The sequence below is a fragment of the Methylophilus sp. UBA6697 genome (assembly GCF_002454655.1).
GTDB lineage: Bacteria > Pseudomonadota > Gammaproteobacteria > Burkholderiales > Methylophilaceae > Methylophilus.
Window position 1 is genome coordinate 45,424 of sequence record NZ_DKJH01000022.1, and the last position, 14,470, is coordinate 59,893.

13 protein-coding genes are annotated in these 14,470 nt (G+C 52.0%); 1 reads left to right on the forward strand and 12 read right to left on the reverse strand.

Annotated features, from left to right (window positions below):
• Window positions 1-2: 2 nt before the first annotated feature.
• The 12 genes from B3355_RS06675 to B3355_RS06730 form a co-directional block, all read right to left on the reverse strand.
• Window positions 3-1,265 carry an efflux RND transporter periplasmic adaptor subunit gene (locus tag B3355_RS06675; RefSeq protein WP_292781777.1) on the reverse strand — a complete coding sequence of 421 codons (1,263 nt, stop codon included), beginning with the start codon at window positions 1,263-1,265 and terminating at the stop codon, window positions 3-5.
• A gap of 11 nt (window positions 1,266-1,276) precedes the next feature.
• On the reverse strand, window positions 1,277-3,148 hold the full coding sequence (locus tag B3355_RS06680) for an extracellular solute-binding protein (protein ID WP_292781780.1): 1,872 nt from the start codon (window positions 3,146-3,148) through the stop codon (window positions 1,277-1,279).
• Between the two features lie 16 nt (window positions 3,149-3,164).
• The gene (locus B3355_RS06685) at window positions 3,165-4,766 is read right to left on the reverse strand and encodes an ABC transporter ATP-binding protein (protein ID WP_019883235.1); all 1,602 of its coding nucleotides are present in this window, start codon (window positions 4,764-4,766) and stop codon (window positions 3,165-3,167) included.
• Complete coding sequence (locus B3355_RS06690; RefSeq protein WP_024930747.1) at window positions 4,766-5,827, reverse strand: ABC transporter permease; 1,062 nt, start codon at window positions 5,825-5,827, stop codon at window positions 4,766-4,768. Before B3355_RS06690 ends, B3355_RS06685 begins: the two co-directional genes overlap by 1 nt.
• A 13-nt stretch (window positions 5,828-5,840) precedes the next feature.
• On the reverse strand, window positions 5,841-6,902 hold the full coding sequence (locus tag B3355_RS06695; protein ID WP_292781785.1) for a microcin C ABC transporter permease YejB: 1,062 nt from the start codon (window positions 6,900-6,902) through the stop codon (window positions 5,841-5,843).
• A gap of 228 nt (window positions 6,903-7,130) precedes the next feature.
• Entirely contained in the window at window positions 7,131-7,673 is a 543-nt protein-coding gene (locus B3355_RS06700; RefSeq protein ID WP_292781788.1) for a cytochrome b, read from the reverse strand.
• Complete coding sequence (locus tag B3355_RS06705; RefSeq protein ID WP_292781791.1) at window positions 7,670-8,335, reverse strand: HAD family hydrolase; 666 nt, start codon at window positions 8,333-8,335, stop codon at window positions 7,670-7,672. The genes B3355_RS06700 and B3355_RS06705 overlap by 4 nt, the downstream gene beginning before the upstream one ends.
• 10 nt (window positions 8,336-8,345) lie before the next feature.
• The gene (locus tag B3355_RS06710) at window positions 8,346-9,671 is read right to left on the reverse strand and encodes an LLM class flavin-dependent oxidoreductase (RefSeq protein WP_292781795.1); all 1,326 of its coding nucleotides are present in this window, start codon (window positions 9,669-9,671) and stop codon (window positions 8,346-8,348) included.
• Window positions 9,672-9,688: 17 nt separating this feature from the next.
• Entirely contained in the window at window positions 9,689-10,234 is a 546-nt protein-coding gene (locus B3355_RS06715; protein WP_292781797.1) for an AAA family ATPase, read from the reverse strand.
• Between the two features lie 28 nt (window positions 10,235-10,262).
• Complete coding sequence (locus B3355_RS06720) at window positions 10,263-11,618, reverse strand: LLM class flavin-dependent oxidoreductase (RefSeq protein WP_292781800.1); 1,356 nt, start codon at window positions 11,616-11,618, stop codon at window positions 10,263-10,265.
• A 64-nt stretch (window positions 11,619-11,682) separates the two neighbouring features.
• Window positions 11,683-12,387 carry a class II aldolase/adducin family protein gene (locus tag B3355_RS06725; protein WP_292781804.1) on the reverse strand — a complete coding sequence of 235 codons (705 nt, stop codon included), beginning with the start codon at window positions 12,385-12,387 and terminating at the stop codon, window positions 11,683-11,685.
• Window positions 12,388-12,412: 25 nt separating this feature from the next.
• Window positions 12,413-13,666, reverse strand: a complete 1,254-nt coding sequence (locus B3355_RS06730) for an ABC transporter substrate-binding protein (protein ID WP_292781807.1) — start codon at window positions 13,664-13,666, stop codon at window positions 12,413-12,415.
• Window positions 13,667-13,682: 16 nt separating this feature from the next.
• Here B3355_RS06730 and B3355_RS06735 point away from each other — a divergent pair, with 16 nt between their 5' ends.
• Window positions 13,683-14,381, forward strand: a complete 699-nt coding sequence (locus B3355_RS06735; protein WP_292781810.1) for a malonic semialdehyde reductase — start codon at window positions 13,683-13,685, stop codon at window positions 14,379-14,381.
• The last annotated feature ends 89 nt before the right edge of the window (window positions 14,382-14,470 follow it).

Sequence of the window (14,470 nt, forward strand, 5' to 3'; positions counted from 1 at the left end):
GCCTATGACTGGTGGCGCTTGAATTCGCCAGACTGCTGGAATGCACCCGGCCGTTTGAACTCACCAGAGTGCTTAAATTCATTGCCGCCGCCAGGTTTGCCTTTACCACCGGCCACCACCACTTTGGCACCGTCACGCAATTTATCCAGGCCACTCACTACCACGCGGTCCCCCACATTCAGGCCATTCAGCACGGCCACGGCATCGCCGTCACTGGGCCCGACTTTCACCAGTTGCACATGCAAGGTATTTTGCGCGTCAACCTTATAGACAAAATCACCCTGGCTGCCATGCTGGATAGCAACCGGCGGCAGCACATTCACCTGCGGCAACGTATTCAACAGCAAGCGCACATTGACGAACTGGTTGGGGAACAAAGCATTGTTATCATTGGCAAATTCGGCCTTGAGTTTAATCGTGCCGGTAGCAGGGTCAATCTGGTTATCCAGTGTCAGCAACTTGCCTTGCGCCAGCACTTGCGTATTGCCTTTGTCCAGCGCCAGTACCGGCAATCCGTGATGGGCGCGCTGATCGAGCAAACGGCTGACTTCCTGCGCCATGTTCTCGGGCAAGGTAAAGGTCACGGCGATGGGGGAAATCTGGTTGATCACGGCCAGCGTATCCGCAGTGGTGATATTATTGCCGCCATCAATCTGCCTGAGGCCTATCCTGCCACTGATAGGCGACACGATTTTGGTATACGCTACCTGTAACTGCGCACTCTCCACCGCGCCAGTGTCAGACAGCACGGCGCCTTTGTATTGCTGCACCAGTGAAGCCTGCGCATCCACCTGCTGGCCGGCAATCGAATCCTGTTTCAATAAGGTCTGGTATCTGTCCAGATCGGCCACCGCATTCGACAGCAGGGCTTTATCTTTCACTTGCTGGCCCTGAATCTGCGCCAGCTGCGCCTCGAAAGGCTTGGCATCAATCCTGGCCAGCAGATCGCCAGCTTTGACCAACTGCCCTTCACGGAAATGAATGGCGGTCAGTTGCCCATTGACACGGCTTTTCACGGCCACCGTCGCAAATGAAGTCACGTTGCCCAGCGCCTGGTGATACACATGGATGGTGCCCGGCTTGACCTGCTCTACCGAAACGAACAAGGGCTTACCGCCCTTTTTAGCTGGATTTTTATCAGTCGCTTCAGCAGGCGCCGCCCCTTTGTCTGCCGGGTTGCTACGCAACTCGCTCCAGCCTTTGCCGATCCCGGCAAATAACAGCACCCCTGCCAGCCCGATTAAGATTTTTTTTTGTAATTGCATCTGAGTCACGCTTAATGAGATTTTGAATGGTTATGATTGGGCTGACCATCCCACCAATACGCCAGCACCCACTCTTGCGCACCGTAGTACTTGGGCAGCACTTGCGGGCGTTTTAAACGTTGGTGATAGATCATGTAATGCTTGGTCAGGTAGCGCCACGGAATGACGTAATGGCTATGCACCAGCACGCGGTCCAGTGCATGTGCGGCTATTTCCAGCTCATGCTGGCTATCGGCATCCAGTAGCTTCTGGATCAGCGCATCTACCACGGGCGACTTCACGCCGATCACGTTTTCCGAGCCAGGGACATCAGCATCCTTGCTGTTGAACTGACGCCAGAGCTCAGCACCAGGCATTCTGGCCTCGCGTAATGCAATGGTCGTGTAATCATAATCAAACTTACTCATCTGGCTGCGCGCGGTGGCCGCATCCGCTACCCGTTTGACGACTATCATTCCCAGCTTGGTCATATTCAAGCACACGGGATCCATATAAGGCGTCTGCCCGCGGTTAGCAAAAGTCACCTCAATCACAAACGGTTCGCCTTTGGCGTTGCGCAACACACCATCGCGGTTATGCCAACCGGCCTGGCCTAACAATTCCAGCGCCTTGGTCAGGCTTTGCCGCACACTGCCTGGCGGCTTTGTGTTGGGCTGCTCCAGCATGGGGCCGAATACTTCCGCCGGTAACTGGTCGCGATAAGGTTCCAGAATCGCCAACTCCTCTGCGCTAGGCACGCCCTTGGCCGCCAATGGGCTATAGGCAAAATAACTATTCACACGCTTGAATTCGTTATCAAAGATCTTCTGGTTCATAAACTCGAAGTCCATGGCGTAGTTCAAGGCCAGCCGTACGCGCGGATCCTGGAACTTTTCGCGGCGCAGATTCACAATCCAGCCATTCATGGCGACCGGATTCTGGTGCGGCACCAGCTCCTTGACCAGTTCGCCTTCATCAAAGCGCTTGCCAATATACTGGCAGCACCAGTAACGCATTTTGTTTTCGTTCAAAAAGTCAAAGTCCCCCGCACGCAGCGCGGCGACCATGGTGTCAGTGTCTTTATAAATGCGGTAAATCACGCGTTCAAAGTTGTAACTACCCGCGCGTGAAGGCACCTGATTACCCCAATAGGCGGGATTGCGTCTATACGTCACGCCCTGGCCACTGACGGCACGCTCGATTAAATAAGGCCCGGAAGCCACCGGGATTTCGAGGCCGATCTTGTTAAATGGCACACGGCTACCATCCGCTTTCAATCCCCACTTGGGCGAAAAGATTGGCAGGCTGCCTGCCACAAACGACAAATCCCTGCCCTTGCGTTTAAATTCAAAATGCACGGTTTGTGCGTCAATCACCGTCAGTGATTTAATCTCTGAGAAGTAAGCCTTGAAGCGTGGATTACCTTCTTTATTGGTCAAGGTATCAAACGAATGTTTGACCTCTTTGGCCGTGACCGGGTCACCGTTGGAGAACTTGGCAGACGGGTTGATATGAAACGTCACGGCACTGAAATCCGGCGCCAGCTTGATGTCGTCGGCCAGCAAGCCATATTGGGTATTGATCTCATCCAGGCTGTATACCGTCAGTGTTTCAAACATCTGCTCAATCAGGCCGGGGGCTGGCTTGCCTTTAAGGCTGAATGGATTGAATTTATCAAAGCCGCTGTTCTGGCTGATCACGGCAAAACGAATCTGGCCGCCTTTGGGGGCGTCAGGATTGGCATAGTCAAAATGTTTGAAATCGGCTGGATATTTTGGCTCGCCAAACTGAGCCACGGCGTGCGCAGACAAAGCACTATCCATAGGCAGCATGACACCTGTCACAAAAGACAGCGCCATCAGCAAGGCCCAGGGCAATAAAGAATGATTGGATCGAATATGCATATTGTTTTTATCTTGATTAAAGCGAGGCTTGCACCAGTGACTGTGTATAAGGATGCTGTGGCGTGTGTATGATTTGCTCGGTATCGCCGGACTCAATGATTTCGCCATCCTTGAGCACATAGACGCGGTGCGCGAGTGCCTGGATCACGGTCAGGTCATGGCTGATGAGCAAATAACTCAGCCCAAACTTTTTCTGCAGGCTCACTAGCAATTCCAGCACCTGTTTCTGGATCGACACATCCAGCGCTGAAGTCGGCTCATCGAGAATGACGACTTTGGGTGACAGCACAAATGCGCGCGCAATCGCGATACGCTGGCGCTGGCCGCCAGAAAACTCATGTGGGTAAGAATCCAGTACCTGTGCACTGAGGCCCACTTCGGACAGCACCTGCACAATGCGTGTGTAACGCTCTTCGGCAGTCAGCGCTGGAAAATGCAACTCCAGCCCTTCGCCAACGATCTGGCGGACGGTCTGCCGCGGAGACAATGAGCCGAACGGATCCTGGAACACCACTTGCAACCTGGCGCGCATTTCGCGCTGTAAACGCTTGCTCAGTTGATACAGCGGTGCGCCATCAACTTCGATGGTGCCCGACTTGACCTTGATCAGGTTGAGCACGGCCTGCGCCAGTGTCGATTTTCCTGAGCCGGACTCACCAACGATGCCTACAGTTTCACCTTCACGCAGCGTCACATCTGCGCCATGCAAGGCAGTAAAGCTGTGCGATTGCAACAAACCACGCCAGCCTTTGCGGGGCAATGGATACTCCACGCGCAGTTTGCGTGCCTCCAGCAAGGTTTTAGCATCACTGGCCACCGGTAACACATTGCGCTCGGGGATGCTGTTAATCAGCTTGATGGTGTAAGGATGTTGCGGCTGCGCAAACAAGGTTTGCGTATCGGCGGTTTCCACCAGGCGGCCACGCTCCATCACCGCCACCCGGTGTGCAAATTTACGCACCAGGTTGAGGTCATGCGTAATCAGCAGGATCGCCATCCCCTGCGTGCCATTTGCACGCACGTCTTCTTCCTGCAGTTCAATCAGTAATTTGACGATGCGTGCACGGATGGTCATATCCAGTGCGGTGGTCGGCTCGTCGGCAATCAGCAGCTTGGGTTTGCAAGACAAGGCCATGGCAATCATGGCGCGTTGGCGCTGGCCACCCGATAACTGGTGCGGATAACTGTTGATGTTTTTTTCTGGCTGGCGGATGCCGGTGCGCGTGAGCAATTCCAGCGTTTTCTGCGTTGCTTCAGCACGTGACAAGGCCTGATGGGCAATAATGGTTTCCACAATCTGTTCGCCAATGGTGAACAAAGGATTGAGCGCCGTCATCGGTTCCTGGAAAATCATGGCAATATCGGCACCACGTACACGCTGGATGTCACGCGCGGATTTTTGCAACAGGTTTTCGCCGTTAAACACGATCTTGCCGCTCAATTGCGCCGCTTCGACCAGCTTTAAAATCGAGAGTGCCGTCACAGTTTTACCCGAGCCAGACTCACCTACCAGGGCCAGCCGCTCGCCGCCTTGTATGGTCAGGTTCAACTGTTCAACCACGGTTTTCTGGTCAAAACGGGCCGAGAAATTCTCTATGGATAATAATGGCTGTGTCATTACAACGTCCCACCTTGTCTGGCATCAGAAATGCGGGTATCCAGCGCATTACGCAGCGCCTCGCCGGTAAAAGTCAGTAACAGCAATGTCAGTACCAACACACTAAAAGAAGACAGTGCAATCCACCAGGCGTCGAGGTTTTCCTTGCCTTGTAGCAGTAACTGCCCCAGGCTGGGCGCTGGTGCAGTCACGCCCAGGCCAAGAAAGTCCAGGCTGGCCAGCGCCATAATGGCGGCGCTCATCCGAAACGGTAAAAAGGTGATCACCGGTGTCAGGCTGTTAGGCAGAATATGGCGCCAGATAATCTGCGTGTTGGATAAGCCCAGAGCCCTGGCAGATTTCACATACTCAAGCTGGCGATTGCGCAAAAACTCGGCGCGGACATAGTCAGACAAAGTGATCCAGCCAAACAGCGACAACAAGCCAAACAGCAACAGCAAGCTGTGATCAAAAATCGAGGCAAAAATAATCAGCAGGTATAACTCCGGCATGGAGCCCCAGATATCAATCAGGCGCTGTATTACCAGGTCGGTCTTGCCAGCAAAATAGCCTTGCACGGCACCAAAAAAGATACCCAACACCACACCTACCGCAGTCAGGCCCAGCGCAAACGTGACTGAGACGCGGAAGCCATAAATGAGTCTGGCCAGAATGTCATAACCGGCAATATCGGTACCTAGCAGGTTTTCATCATCCGGCTTGCCAGGATAATGCTCGGCCTTGGAAAAATAGTTGAGTGTGTCGTAGTAATAAGGGTTGAGCGGATAAATGGCAAAATTGCCCGCTTTGCTCAGTTGTGCCTTGATAAACGGGTCGTGATAGTCGGCCTTAATAGGTAAATTGCCGCCGAAAATGGATTCTGGGTACTCATTAAGCAAAGGGAAATACCATTGCTGCTCATAACGCACCACCAGCGGCCGGTCATTGGAAATTACTTCCCCGGCCAGGCTCAGCACATACAGCACGACAAATACAATAAGGCTCCAGTATCCCAGGCGATTGCGCTTGAAGCGCTGCCAATTGCGACGGGCAGGAGAAAGATGGGGAATAACTTGACTCATGATGACTCCGGCCTTACGAATCTTGACGATCAAACTTGATGCGGGGATCCACCAATACGTAAGCAAAATCGCCCAGCAACTTGATGAACAATCCGACTAAGGTAAACAGATATAGCGTGCCCAGTACCACCGGGTAATCACGGCTATTAATGGATTCAAATGAAAGCAGGCCCAGGCCATCCAGTGAGAACAAAGTCTCAATCAGCAGGCTGCCGGTAAAAAAAGCCATGATGAACGTAGCAGGAAAGCCAGTGATCAAGGGCAGTAAAGCATTTCTGAACACATGCTTCCACAACACCTGTCGCTCGGACAAGCCCTTGGCACGCGCCGTCAGCACATACTGGCGGCGGATTTCTTCAAGAAAGGTGTTTTTCGTCAGCAGTGTTTTGAACGCAAACGTGCTGACGACGGAAGCCGTCACCGGCAAAGTGATATGCCACAAGTAATCGGTGGTTTTGGCCAACGGGCTGAGTTCTGCCCAGTTATCCGAAGTTAAACCGCGCAGCGGAAACACGTCCCAGAACGACCCCCCGCCAAACAGTACAATCAACAGCACACCTAATACAAAACCAGGAATAGCGTACCCAAACAGCACCAGGAAACTGGTGATAAAGTCAAAACTGCTGCCGGCCCTGACCGCTTTGGCGACACCTAATGGCACGGCGATCAGGTAGGTCAGTGTAAACGTCCAGATGCCCAGTGCCACTGAAACGCCTAATTTATCCTTAATCAGATCCCAGACACTCTGATTGCGGAAATAACTTTCTCCCAGATCAAAGTGCGCATAATTCACCAGCATCTGCCAGTAACGTTCCAGCACAGGCTTATCAAACCCATACAAAGCAGTGAGTTGTTCAACCTGCTGCGTATCGATGCCCTGCCTGCCACTGTAACTCCAGCCACCTGTGCTGGAAGAACCATCAGCACCTGAGCGTGCGTCTTGTGCATCAATTTGCGCAATGGCACTATCGACCGGCCCACCGGGCACAAACTGGGTCACCAGAAAAGTGAGTGTCATCACCCCGATCAGGGTGGGTATCATCATCAGCAAGCGTTTTAACAGGTAATGCCACATATTATTTTCTAAGGGATCAAGGTTGATGACTACATCTGGTCGATGAGGTATTGCAGTTTCCGTACCAACTGTTGATTTCTTTTTCAAGCGACAATGAAATTAAACTTATTTATTTAAAATCATCAGCTTATGGATTTTTAAAGACAAAAGCACGAGAGGAGGGGAACAGGGCGTGTGATGCGCTGCCAACAGCTGCGGATGGCAGCTGTTGCAGGAAACACATTTAAATCAGTGACGGGGAGAGCTAAACCAGAGTCGACTGATCAAACCATCTTTTTGCACAAACTGGTGCCAGACAAACGCGGCAACATGCAGGCTCAGCAACCCGGCCAACACATAGGCGGTCACACCATGCCAACCCATGATCTTGTGTGCCAGATCTTTATCGATAGCAAACAGCGGTTCCCAATGAAACACAAACAGGTTAAAGCCATGATTAAATGCGCTCGCTAACAAGCCTACGCCTGGCACAATCAGGATCAGCGCATAAATAAAAATATGCGCATAATGTGCCAACTGCACTTGCCAGCGGCTGCCCGGCACATGATCCGGCACAGCATGCGTGAGGCGCCAGTAGATTCTGAACAGTACCAGCGCAAATACAATGAGACCGAATGACTTGTGATAGTTGTAGATGAGTTTGCGCAGCGGCGTTTTAGGCAGGTCAGGCATCAAGAAACCGACCACTAACAGGCCAATAATTAACAGTGCCAACAACCAGTGCAGCACAATCGCGGTGTTGTTATAACGTTTTGGTGACGTACTCGTCATGATGTTTCCTTTATTAATAAATCACTGATTGTTTGCTGTATTTCAGTCATTGAGAAAAAAGTGTGCGCCGCGCCAGCCTGTAGCAAAATCTGTTTCGGCGTAAGTGCGGCATAGCCAAACACAGGCATGCCCGCTGCCACCGCGGCTTTCACTCCAGTAGGGGTATCCTCAATCACCAGGCAATGTGCCGGACTCACTCCAAACATGGCGGCCGCTTTTAAATACACATCAGGTGCAGGCTTGGGTTTGGACATGTCAGTTGCACTCAATATCTTTCCGGCAAAGTAGCCTATCAGGCCGGTGAGCGTGAGCATGGTATGTACTTTTTGCGCTTCACTGTTTGATGCCACACAAAATGGTATTGTCAATTGATTAATCAGTGCCTCAACTCCATCAACGGCCCTGACCTGTTGCGCCAATGCCAGATCGCGTTTTACTTTATATTCCGCAACAAAGTTACTCCCCAATGCCACACCGTATTGATCATGAACCATCGTTAAGCATTGCTCCAAAGAGTGCCCAACAAACCGTTCAAGTAAATGATTGAGCGTGATGGGCACACCCGCTTGATTGAGCGCCTCTAAAAAAACCCGATTAACAATTAACTCACTATCGACTAGCACGCCATCACAATCAAAAATAATGAGTTCAACCACTTGCATCAAACAGCCGCTATTTCTGATATGGATTCGCAGGTCGATTGAGGCCGAGGTTGTCGCGATATGTGCCCGCACTGTAGTCTTTGCGGAAAATGCCACGGCGCTGCAATTCGGGAACCACTAGTCGTGTGAAGTCTTCAAAACCTTGCGGCAATAAAGGCGGTACCACGTTGAAACCGTCCGCACCTTTTTCGACGAACCATTGCTCGATGAGGTCGGCCACGGTTTTCACTGAACCGATGGCCTGCAAATGGCCGCGCGCGACGCGGAATTTGAGTACCAATTGGCGAATGGTCAGATTTTCACGACGCGCCAGCTCTAACTGCTGCAAGAATCTGCCCTTACCATTTTCGCTAGGCTTGTAAGGCAGGTCTGGCAAAGGCTCATCCAGGGGGTATTGGCTTAAGTCATAGCCGCCAAATTCGATATGGCTGAAATCGACTGCCGCTTGCAGTTCGCCAAATTTATCCTGAGCCTCCTGGTCAGACTCGCCCACGACGACAGACAAGCCAGGAGAGATTTTGAGTTGATCCGGGTCACGGCCATATCTGGCCATGCGCCCTTTGACGTCAGCATAGTATTCCTGCGCGACCTTGAGCGAAGTCGCTGAGCAATAGGTCATTTCTGCATGCTGAGCGGCAAATTCGCGCCCGGTCTCTGAATTGCCTGCCTGTACGAACACAGGGTAGCCTTGTAATGGCCGCGGGAAATCCAGCAGGCCTTCAGACCGGTAATATTTACCTTGAAAATTCACCGGATACGCACTGTCGGCATTAAAGTACACGCCCGTTTTCTGGTCGGGATGGTCAAATGCATCATCATTCCAGCTATCCCACAAGGCTTTGGTCAGTCCAACAAACTCGGCCGCACGGGCATAGCGCTCATCATGCGCGCGGTCTTGTTCCAGGCCAAAATTGGCGGCGGTGGCGCCACTAAACGACGAGACAATATTCCAACCCGCACGACCGCCACTCAAGTGATCCAGCGAGGTAAATTCCCTGGCGATATTATAGGGGTCAGAAAAATTGATATTCACCGTCGCCACCAGGCCGATATGTTGCGTAGAAGCCGCAATCGCTGACAGCAAGGTGAGTGGCTCAAACTGGTAGCTCAGGCCACTGCGACCTGTCTGCGGTGTCACTTCAGCCGACCGGCCAATAAAGTCAGCCAGAAAGAAGGTATGAAATTTGGCATCTTCTGCCAGTTTGGCGGCGCGCAGCCACCAGTCAAGATTAGGGCGGCCATCATCCTTAGAACTAGGATGACGCCACCCGGCAGGGTGGTGGCCAAAACGCTGAAAAAACACATTAAGAATAAGTTGGCGGGCGGTGCTTGCCATGATGGTCCTGATCTTGTTTAAATAAAATGGCTGCCAAAAGCAGCCGGTTGAGGTGATAGGTGGTGTATGGCAGCAATGACGGCTGCCATGCGCTCGGCCACCGTCAAGTCTTGCTCAAGAAGCAATATCTGGCTTGTCCGCTCAGCCAACCAGGCCTGATGCTTCGACAGGCTGCGACCTTCTGCCTGACCTTCGTCATACTGTGATGCCCACGTTAAAAAAGCCGGATCGACTTTGCCATAGCGAGCGACTTCGCGTTGATGCAACCGCGCCACTCGAATACTGGCGGGCAGATATAAAAATACGATAAGGTCGAATGCATTTTCAATTTCCGGTCCCCACCCCACCAGCGACCCCGACACCACCACGCCTGTTTCAGCGTTAAGATCCGTGAGGAGTAACGCTTGCCGTTGCGATGGCGGCCGCTTTTCCTGATAGGGCGGATGTGTCGGCAGCCAGTAGTAGTGATCGGTATCCAGATGCCTGAGTGATAAGGTGCGGCCAAGCGCCTGTCCCAGCGTGGTAGTGCCGCTGCCTGAAGCGCCCATGATGTGGATTTTCATGTTGCGTAGACGCCAGATATCAATAGACTTATGATGCCGCTTTCAGTGCTTGAGGTGCCGCGGTATTGGCATTTTCCGGCCGGTTTAAACCCAGATTCTCACGGTAGGTTTTACCTTCATACTCTGTGCGGAAGATACCGCGACGTTGTAATTCTGGCACCACCAGACGCGTAAAGTCCTCCAGGCCTTTGATCGAATATGGCGGGACCACATTAAAGCCATCTGCTCCTTTTTCCACAAACCATTGTTCTATGGTGTCAGCCACGCTTTTCGCCGAACCGATCGCTTGCAAATGACCACGCGCCACGCGGAATTTCAGTACCAGTTGACGAATCGTCAGGTTTTCACGGCGAGCTAATTCGAGTTGCTGCTGAAAACGGCCACGGCCATTCTCACCCGGATCATAAGCGAGGTCTGGCAATGGGCCATCGAGTGGGTACTTGGATAAATCCTGCCCGCCAAACTCTAAATCCGAAAAATCGACCAATGCCTGCAACTCACCATATTTGTCCTGTGCTTCCTGATCCGTTTCAGCGACAACGACGTTCAGGCCAGGCGTAATTTTGAGCTGGTCTTCAGCGCGGCCATATTTGGCCATGCGTGATTTCACATCGGCATAATAAGCCTTGGCCACCTCTAAAGACGTGGCCGAGCTATAGGTCATCTCGGCTTCGCGTGCAGCAAATTCGCGACCAGTCTCAGAATTACCTGCTTGCACAAATACCGGGTAACCTTGAATCGGCCGCGGGAAATCCAGCAGGCCTTCTGACTTGAAATACTGGCCGTTAAAATTGACCGGATGGCCCGAAGCCGGATCATAAAACTGCCCGCTTTGGCGGTTAGGGTGATCAAACGCATTGTCATCCCAGCTATCCCACAACGCCTTGGTTAACTGGATAAACTCACTGGCGCGCTCATAGCGCTCCTCATGGGTAATCGGTGCTTCTATGCCAAAGTTTTTGGCAGTGACAGGATTCAATGACGACACCACGTTCCAGCCCGCGCGGCCACCGCTCAGGTGATCGAGTGAGGTGAACTGGCGCGCCACATTGTATGGGTCAGAAAAGTTAGTATTCACTGTCGCTACCAGGCCGATATTTTTGGTCTGAGAAGCAATTGCCGACAGTAAAGTAAATGGCTCGAAGTGAAAGTTATTTGGGTTCTTGACGGACTGTTTGTCTATCACACCCGAACGACCAATAAAGTCAGCCACAAAAAAAGTATCAAACTTGGCGGCCTCAGCAATCTGGGCAGCACGTATCCACCACTGCAAATCCGGGCGCCCGTTCTCCGTCCATGTCGGGTGCAGCCAGCCTGCCGGATGGTGTCCGTAACGTAACAAAAATACATTCAGGGCCAATTGCCTTTTTTTGCTCTGACTCATGATCAACACTTTCAATAAAAAGTCGGGACAAGCTGACCTTGCCCCGACTGACAGAAAAATAAAATTAAGCTGCTTTTTGCTTGAGCAGATCGGCAATAAAACGTCCGGAATATTGCTTGGCTTTTTCTACCAGGCCAGTGCGTTTCCATTGCACTTCGAGTGCACCCGGCGTGTATTCTTTAGCGCCACCGACTTGTTCAGCCAGTGACTGGAAGCGTGCAGCCTCTTCAACCAGCAGTACCAGCTGTGAGGTGCCGATAATGCCCTTGCCCCAGATATTGGCGCCGCCATTGGACTCCAGTAAGGCTGGCGGTGGTGCCAGTTCGGGATGGTTATCCAGGCGCTCGGAAATAATCGACAGGATGCTGCGGGTGCGGTCAAGATGGTTAGGAATCTCGCGCGCCAGCAAATAACGCTGCGCCGCCACATACAAAATCGGGAAGTTGATTTGCGCCAGTGACCACGCCGCCAGGTAAGGCGTATGCGCATGAATCACGGTGTCGGCATCGATACGGGATTCATGCAGGATGTGATCTTTCTTTTCAGAGAAAGTATCAATGCTCACGACTGGATCACGTGAACGCTCCCATGGCCATGGGAAGCGGATATTGAGCAATTTGTCCTGGCCTGGGATTTTGTGCGTGATGTGGTAAGTCCAGGTCGCGGACAAGGTGCCGGTTTCTTTCAAGAAATTGAAAGAATGCAAAGCATCGGCCTTGGCCTGCTCTACATATTTGATTAAATCTGAATCTGTCACGATTTCGCTCATGGTTTAAGTCTCCTGTTTAAATAACTTACGCGGCTTGCGCGGCTTCAAAGGTTGTAAATTCCGGTTGCTGCTTGACCAATTGCGCAGCCCGTTGCAGCGGCGCCGGATCTATCCAGTCCTGGATATCAAAGTCGTGTTTAATGTAGCCCCAGTCACGCAGGAAATTCTTCTGCACTTCCAGGCCTTTGACATATTGCTCACTCAGCGACGGTGTAAATGAAAGATGTACATTGGCCCCATGCGAGGCAATCACTTCAGACACACTGGCGCTCTGCGCCTCGGGGGTCAGTAGTTGCAACACCTCTTGCGGATGCGCCTTGGCCCAGATGGCAGTGCGCAACAGCACCGCCAGGTAGCGATCTACAATATCCGGGTGCGATTGCAGAAAAGCACGATCGACCGTCACAGGTCTTGGCGTACCATTATTGACACGCACCAGTGGATCAGGATGTTCATTAATATTGATTAATTGACGATAGCCAGGTGTGTTGGCCAAACGCACGCCACGTGCAAAGCGCACAAAAATGGCATCGACCTCGCCCGCGTTCAATGCCTCCAGCTCAACATGGCGGAAGCTGTTGCGCTCGGCTCTGGGGCCGTCGCTCAAATCATAACTGGGTGCAGGAATATCTACCCATTTAGCATCCTTAGGGGTGAGGCCGTGCAAGGCGAATGCCGTGGCAAAGCCATGTTGTGCCGCGCCACGCTGGAAATCAATCACGGCTTGCGCATGGTCTGGAATCGCCAGCCGCTTACCTTTGAGGTCGTTGATGGTATGGATATCGCTATCCTCACGCACAATAATGCCTTGATACTCATCCAGCCAGGTGATGCCAACCACCACCGTATCGTGACCCTGGCCTTTGGCCCAGATCGGCGGAATATTGCCACCTTCGCGGAACATGCCGGATTGCTTGTGGTGATAATGGGAATTTCTGACTTCCAGGCTTTCAGAGTCGCGCAGCGAATGTAGCTGTGTGCCTGGCCCGGCGAACTCTTGCTGCAACCATTGCTGGCGAATCGCCAGCGCGGAAGCCGTTGCTGCGCCGCAGCGTGTGTACCACAAATTGATGCGCTTACTTTGGTCGGATAAGGGTTGACTCATGGCAGCCTCTGTCGTGATGTAAATAACAGGCTTAATGGCAAACAACATGCCAACTTCCTCCATACGGCCTGGCGCCATCACCGCAACCCAGTATCTGCCTGATTTCTCATCACTATTGCAAACAAGCAGATCGCCCGCCTCAAACGAGACAACAGCATCACTACCAACATCCAACTGCTGTCATGGCAACATGAGCACACCTGTTTTGTTGCTGCTGCAACAAATATCCACGCAAATGGCTGGTATGCCATTTGCTGGCGAAAGCACACCATCTATCTACCTCATACAGGAACCCTTATTTATGTCTGCTTTACCAGAAACCTCACTCAAGCAACTATTCACTGCCGCCCATAGCGAACACCAATTCAACCAGACTCCAGTCACCGACGACTTGATTCAACAGCTATACGACCTGGTGAAACTGGGCCCGACCGGCTTCAATGCACAACCTGCCCGATACCTGTTTATCCGTAGCCGCGAACAGAAAGCAAAACTGGCACCTCACCTCGCCTCTTCCAATCGTGAAAAAACCTTAGCAGCACCATTGAATCTGATTGTGGCTTACGACACCCAATTCCATCATGAACTGACCGAGCAGTTTCCCGCCTATGACGCACGCAGTTTTTTTGAAAAATCACCAGACTGGATCACACCCACAGCCACGCTCAATGCGGCGTTACAAGCGGGCTACCTGATTATCGCCGCCAGGGCACTGGGACTCTCGGTCGGACCAATGTCAGGATTTAACGCAGCCGATGTCGACAGCAGCTTCTTTGCGGACGGCAAATACAAATCTTTTTTACTGCTCAATATTGGTTTTATTCACGTGCCCTCCAGCCAAAAACGTGGCCCCAGACTTCCCTTCAAAAAAGCTGTTCACATTATTTAAAAGTGTTTGTTCAGCAACATTCTTTCCCGCAACTGTTTGCTTGGAATGTTGCTGACAAAACAATTTGCACTATTCAATCCACACCATAT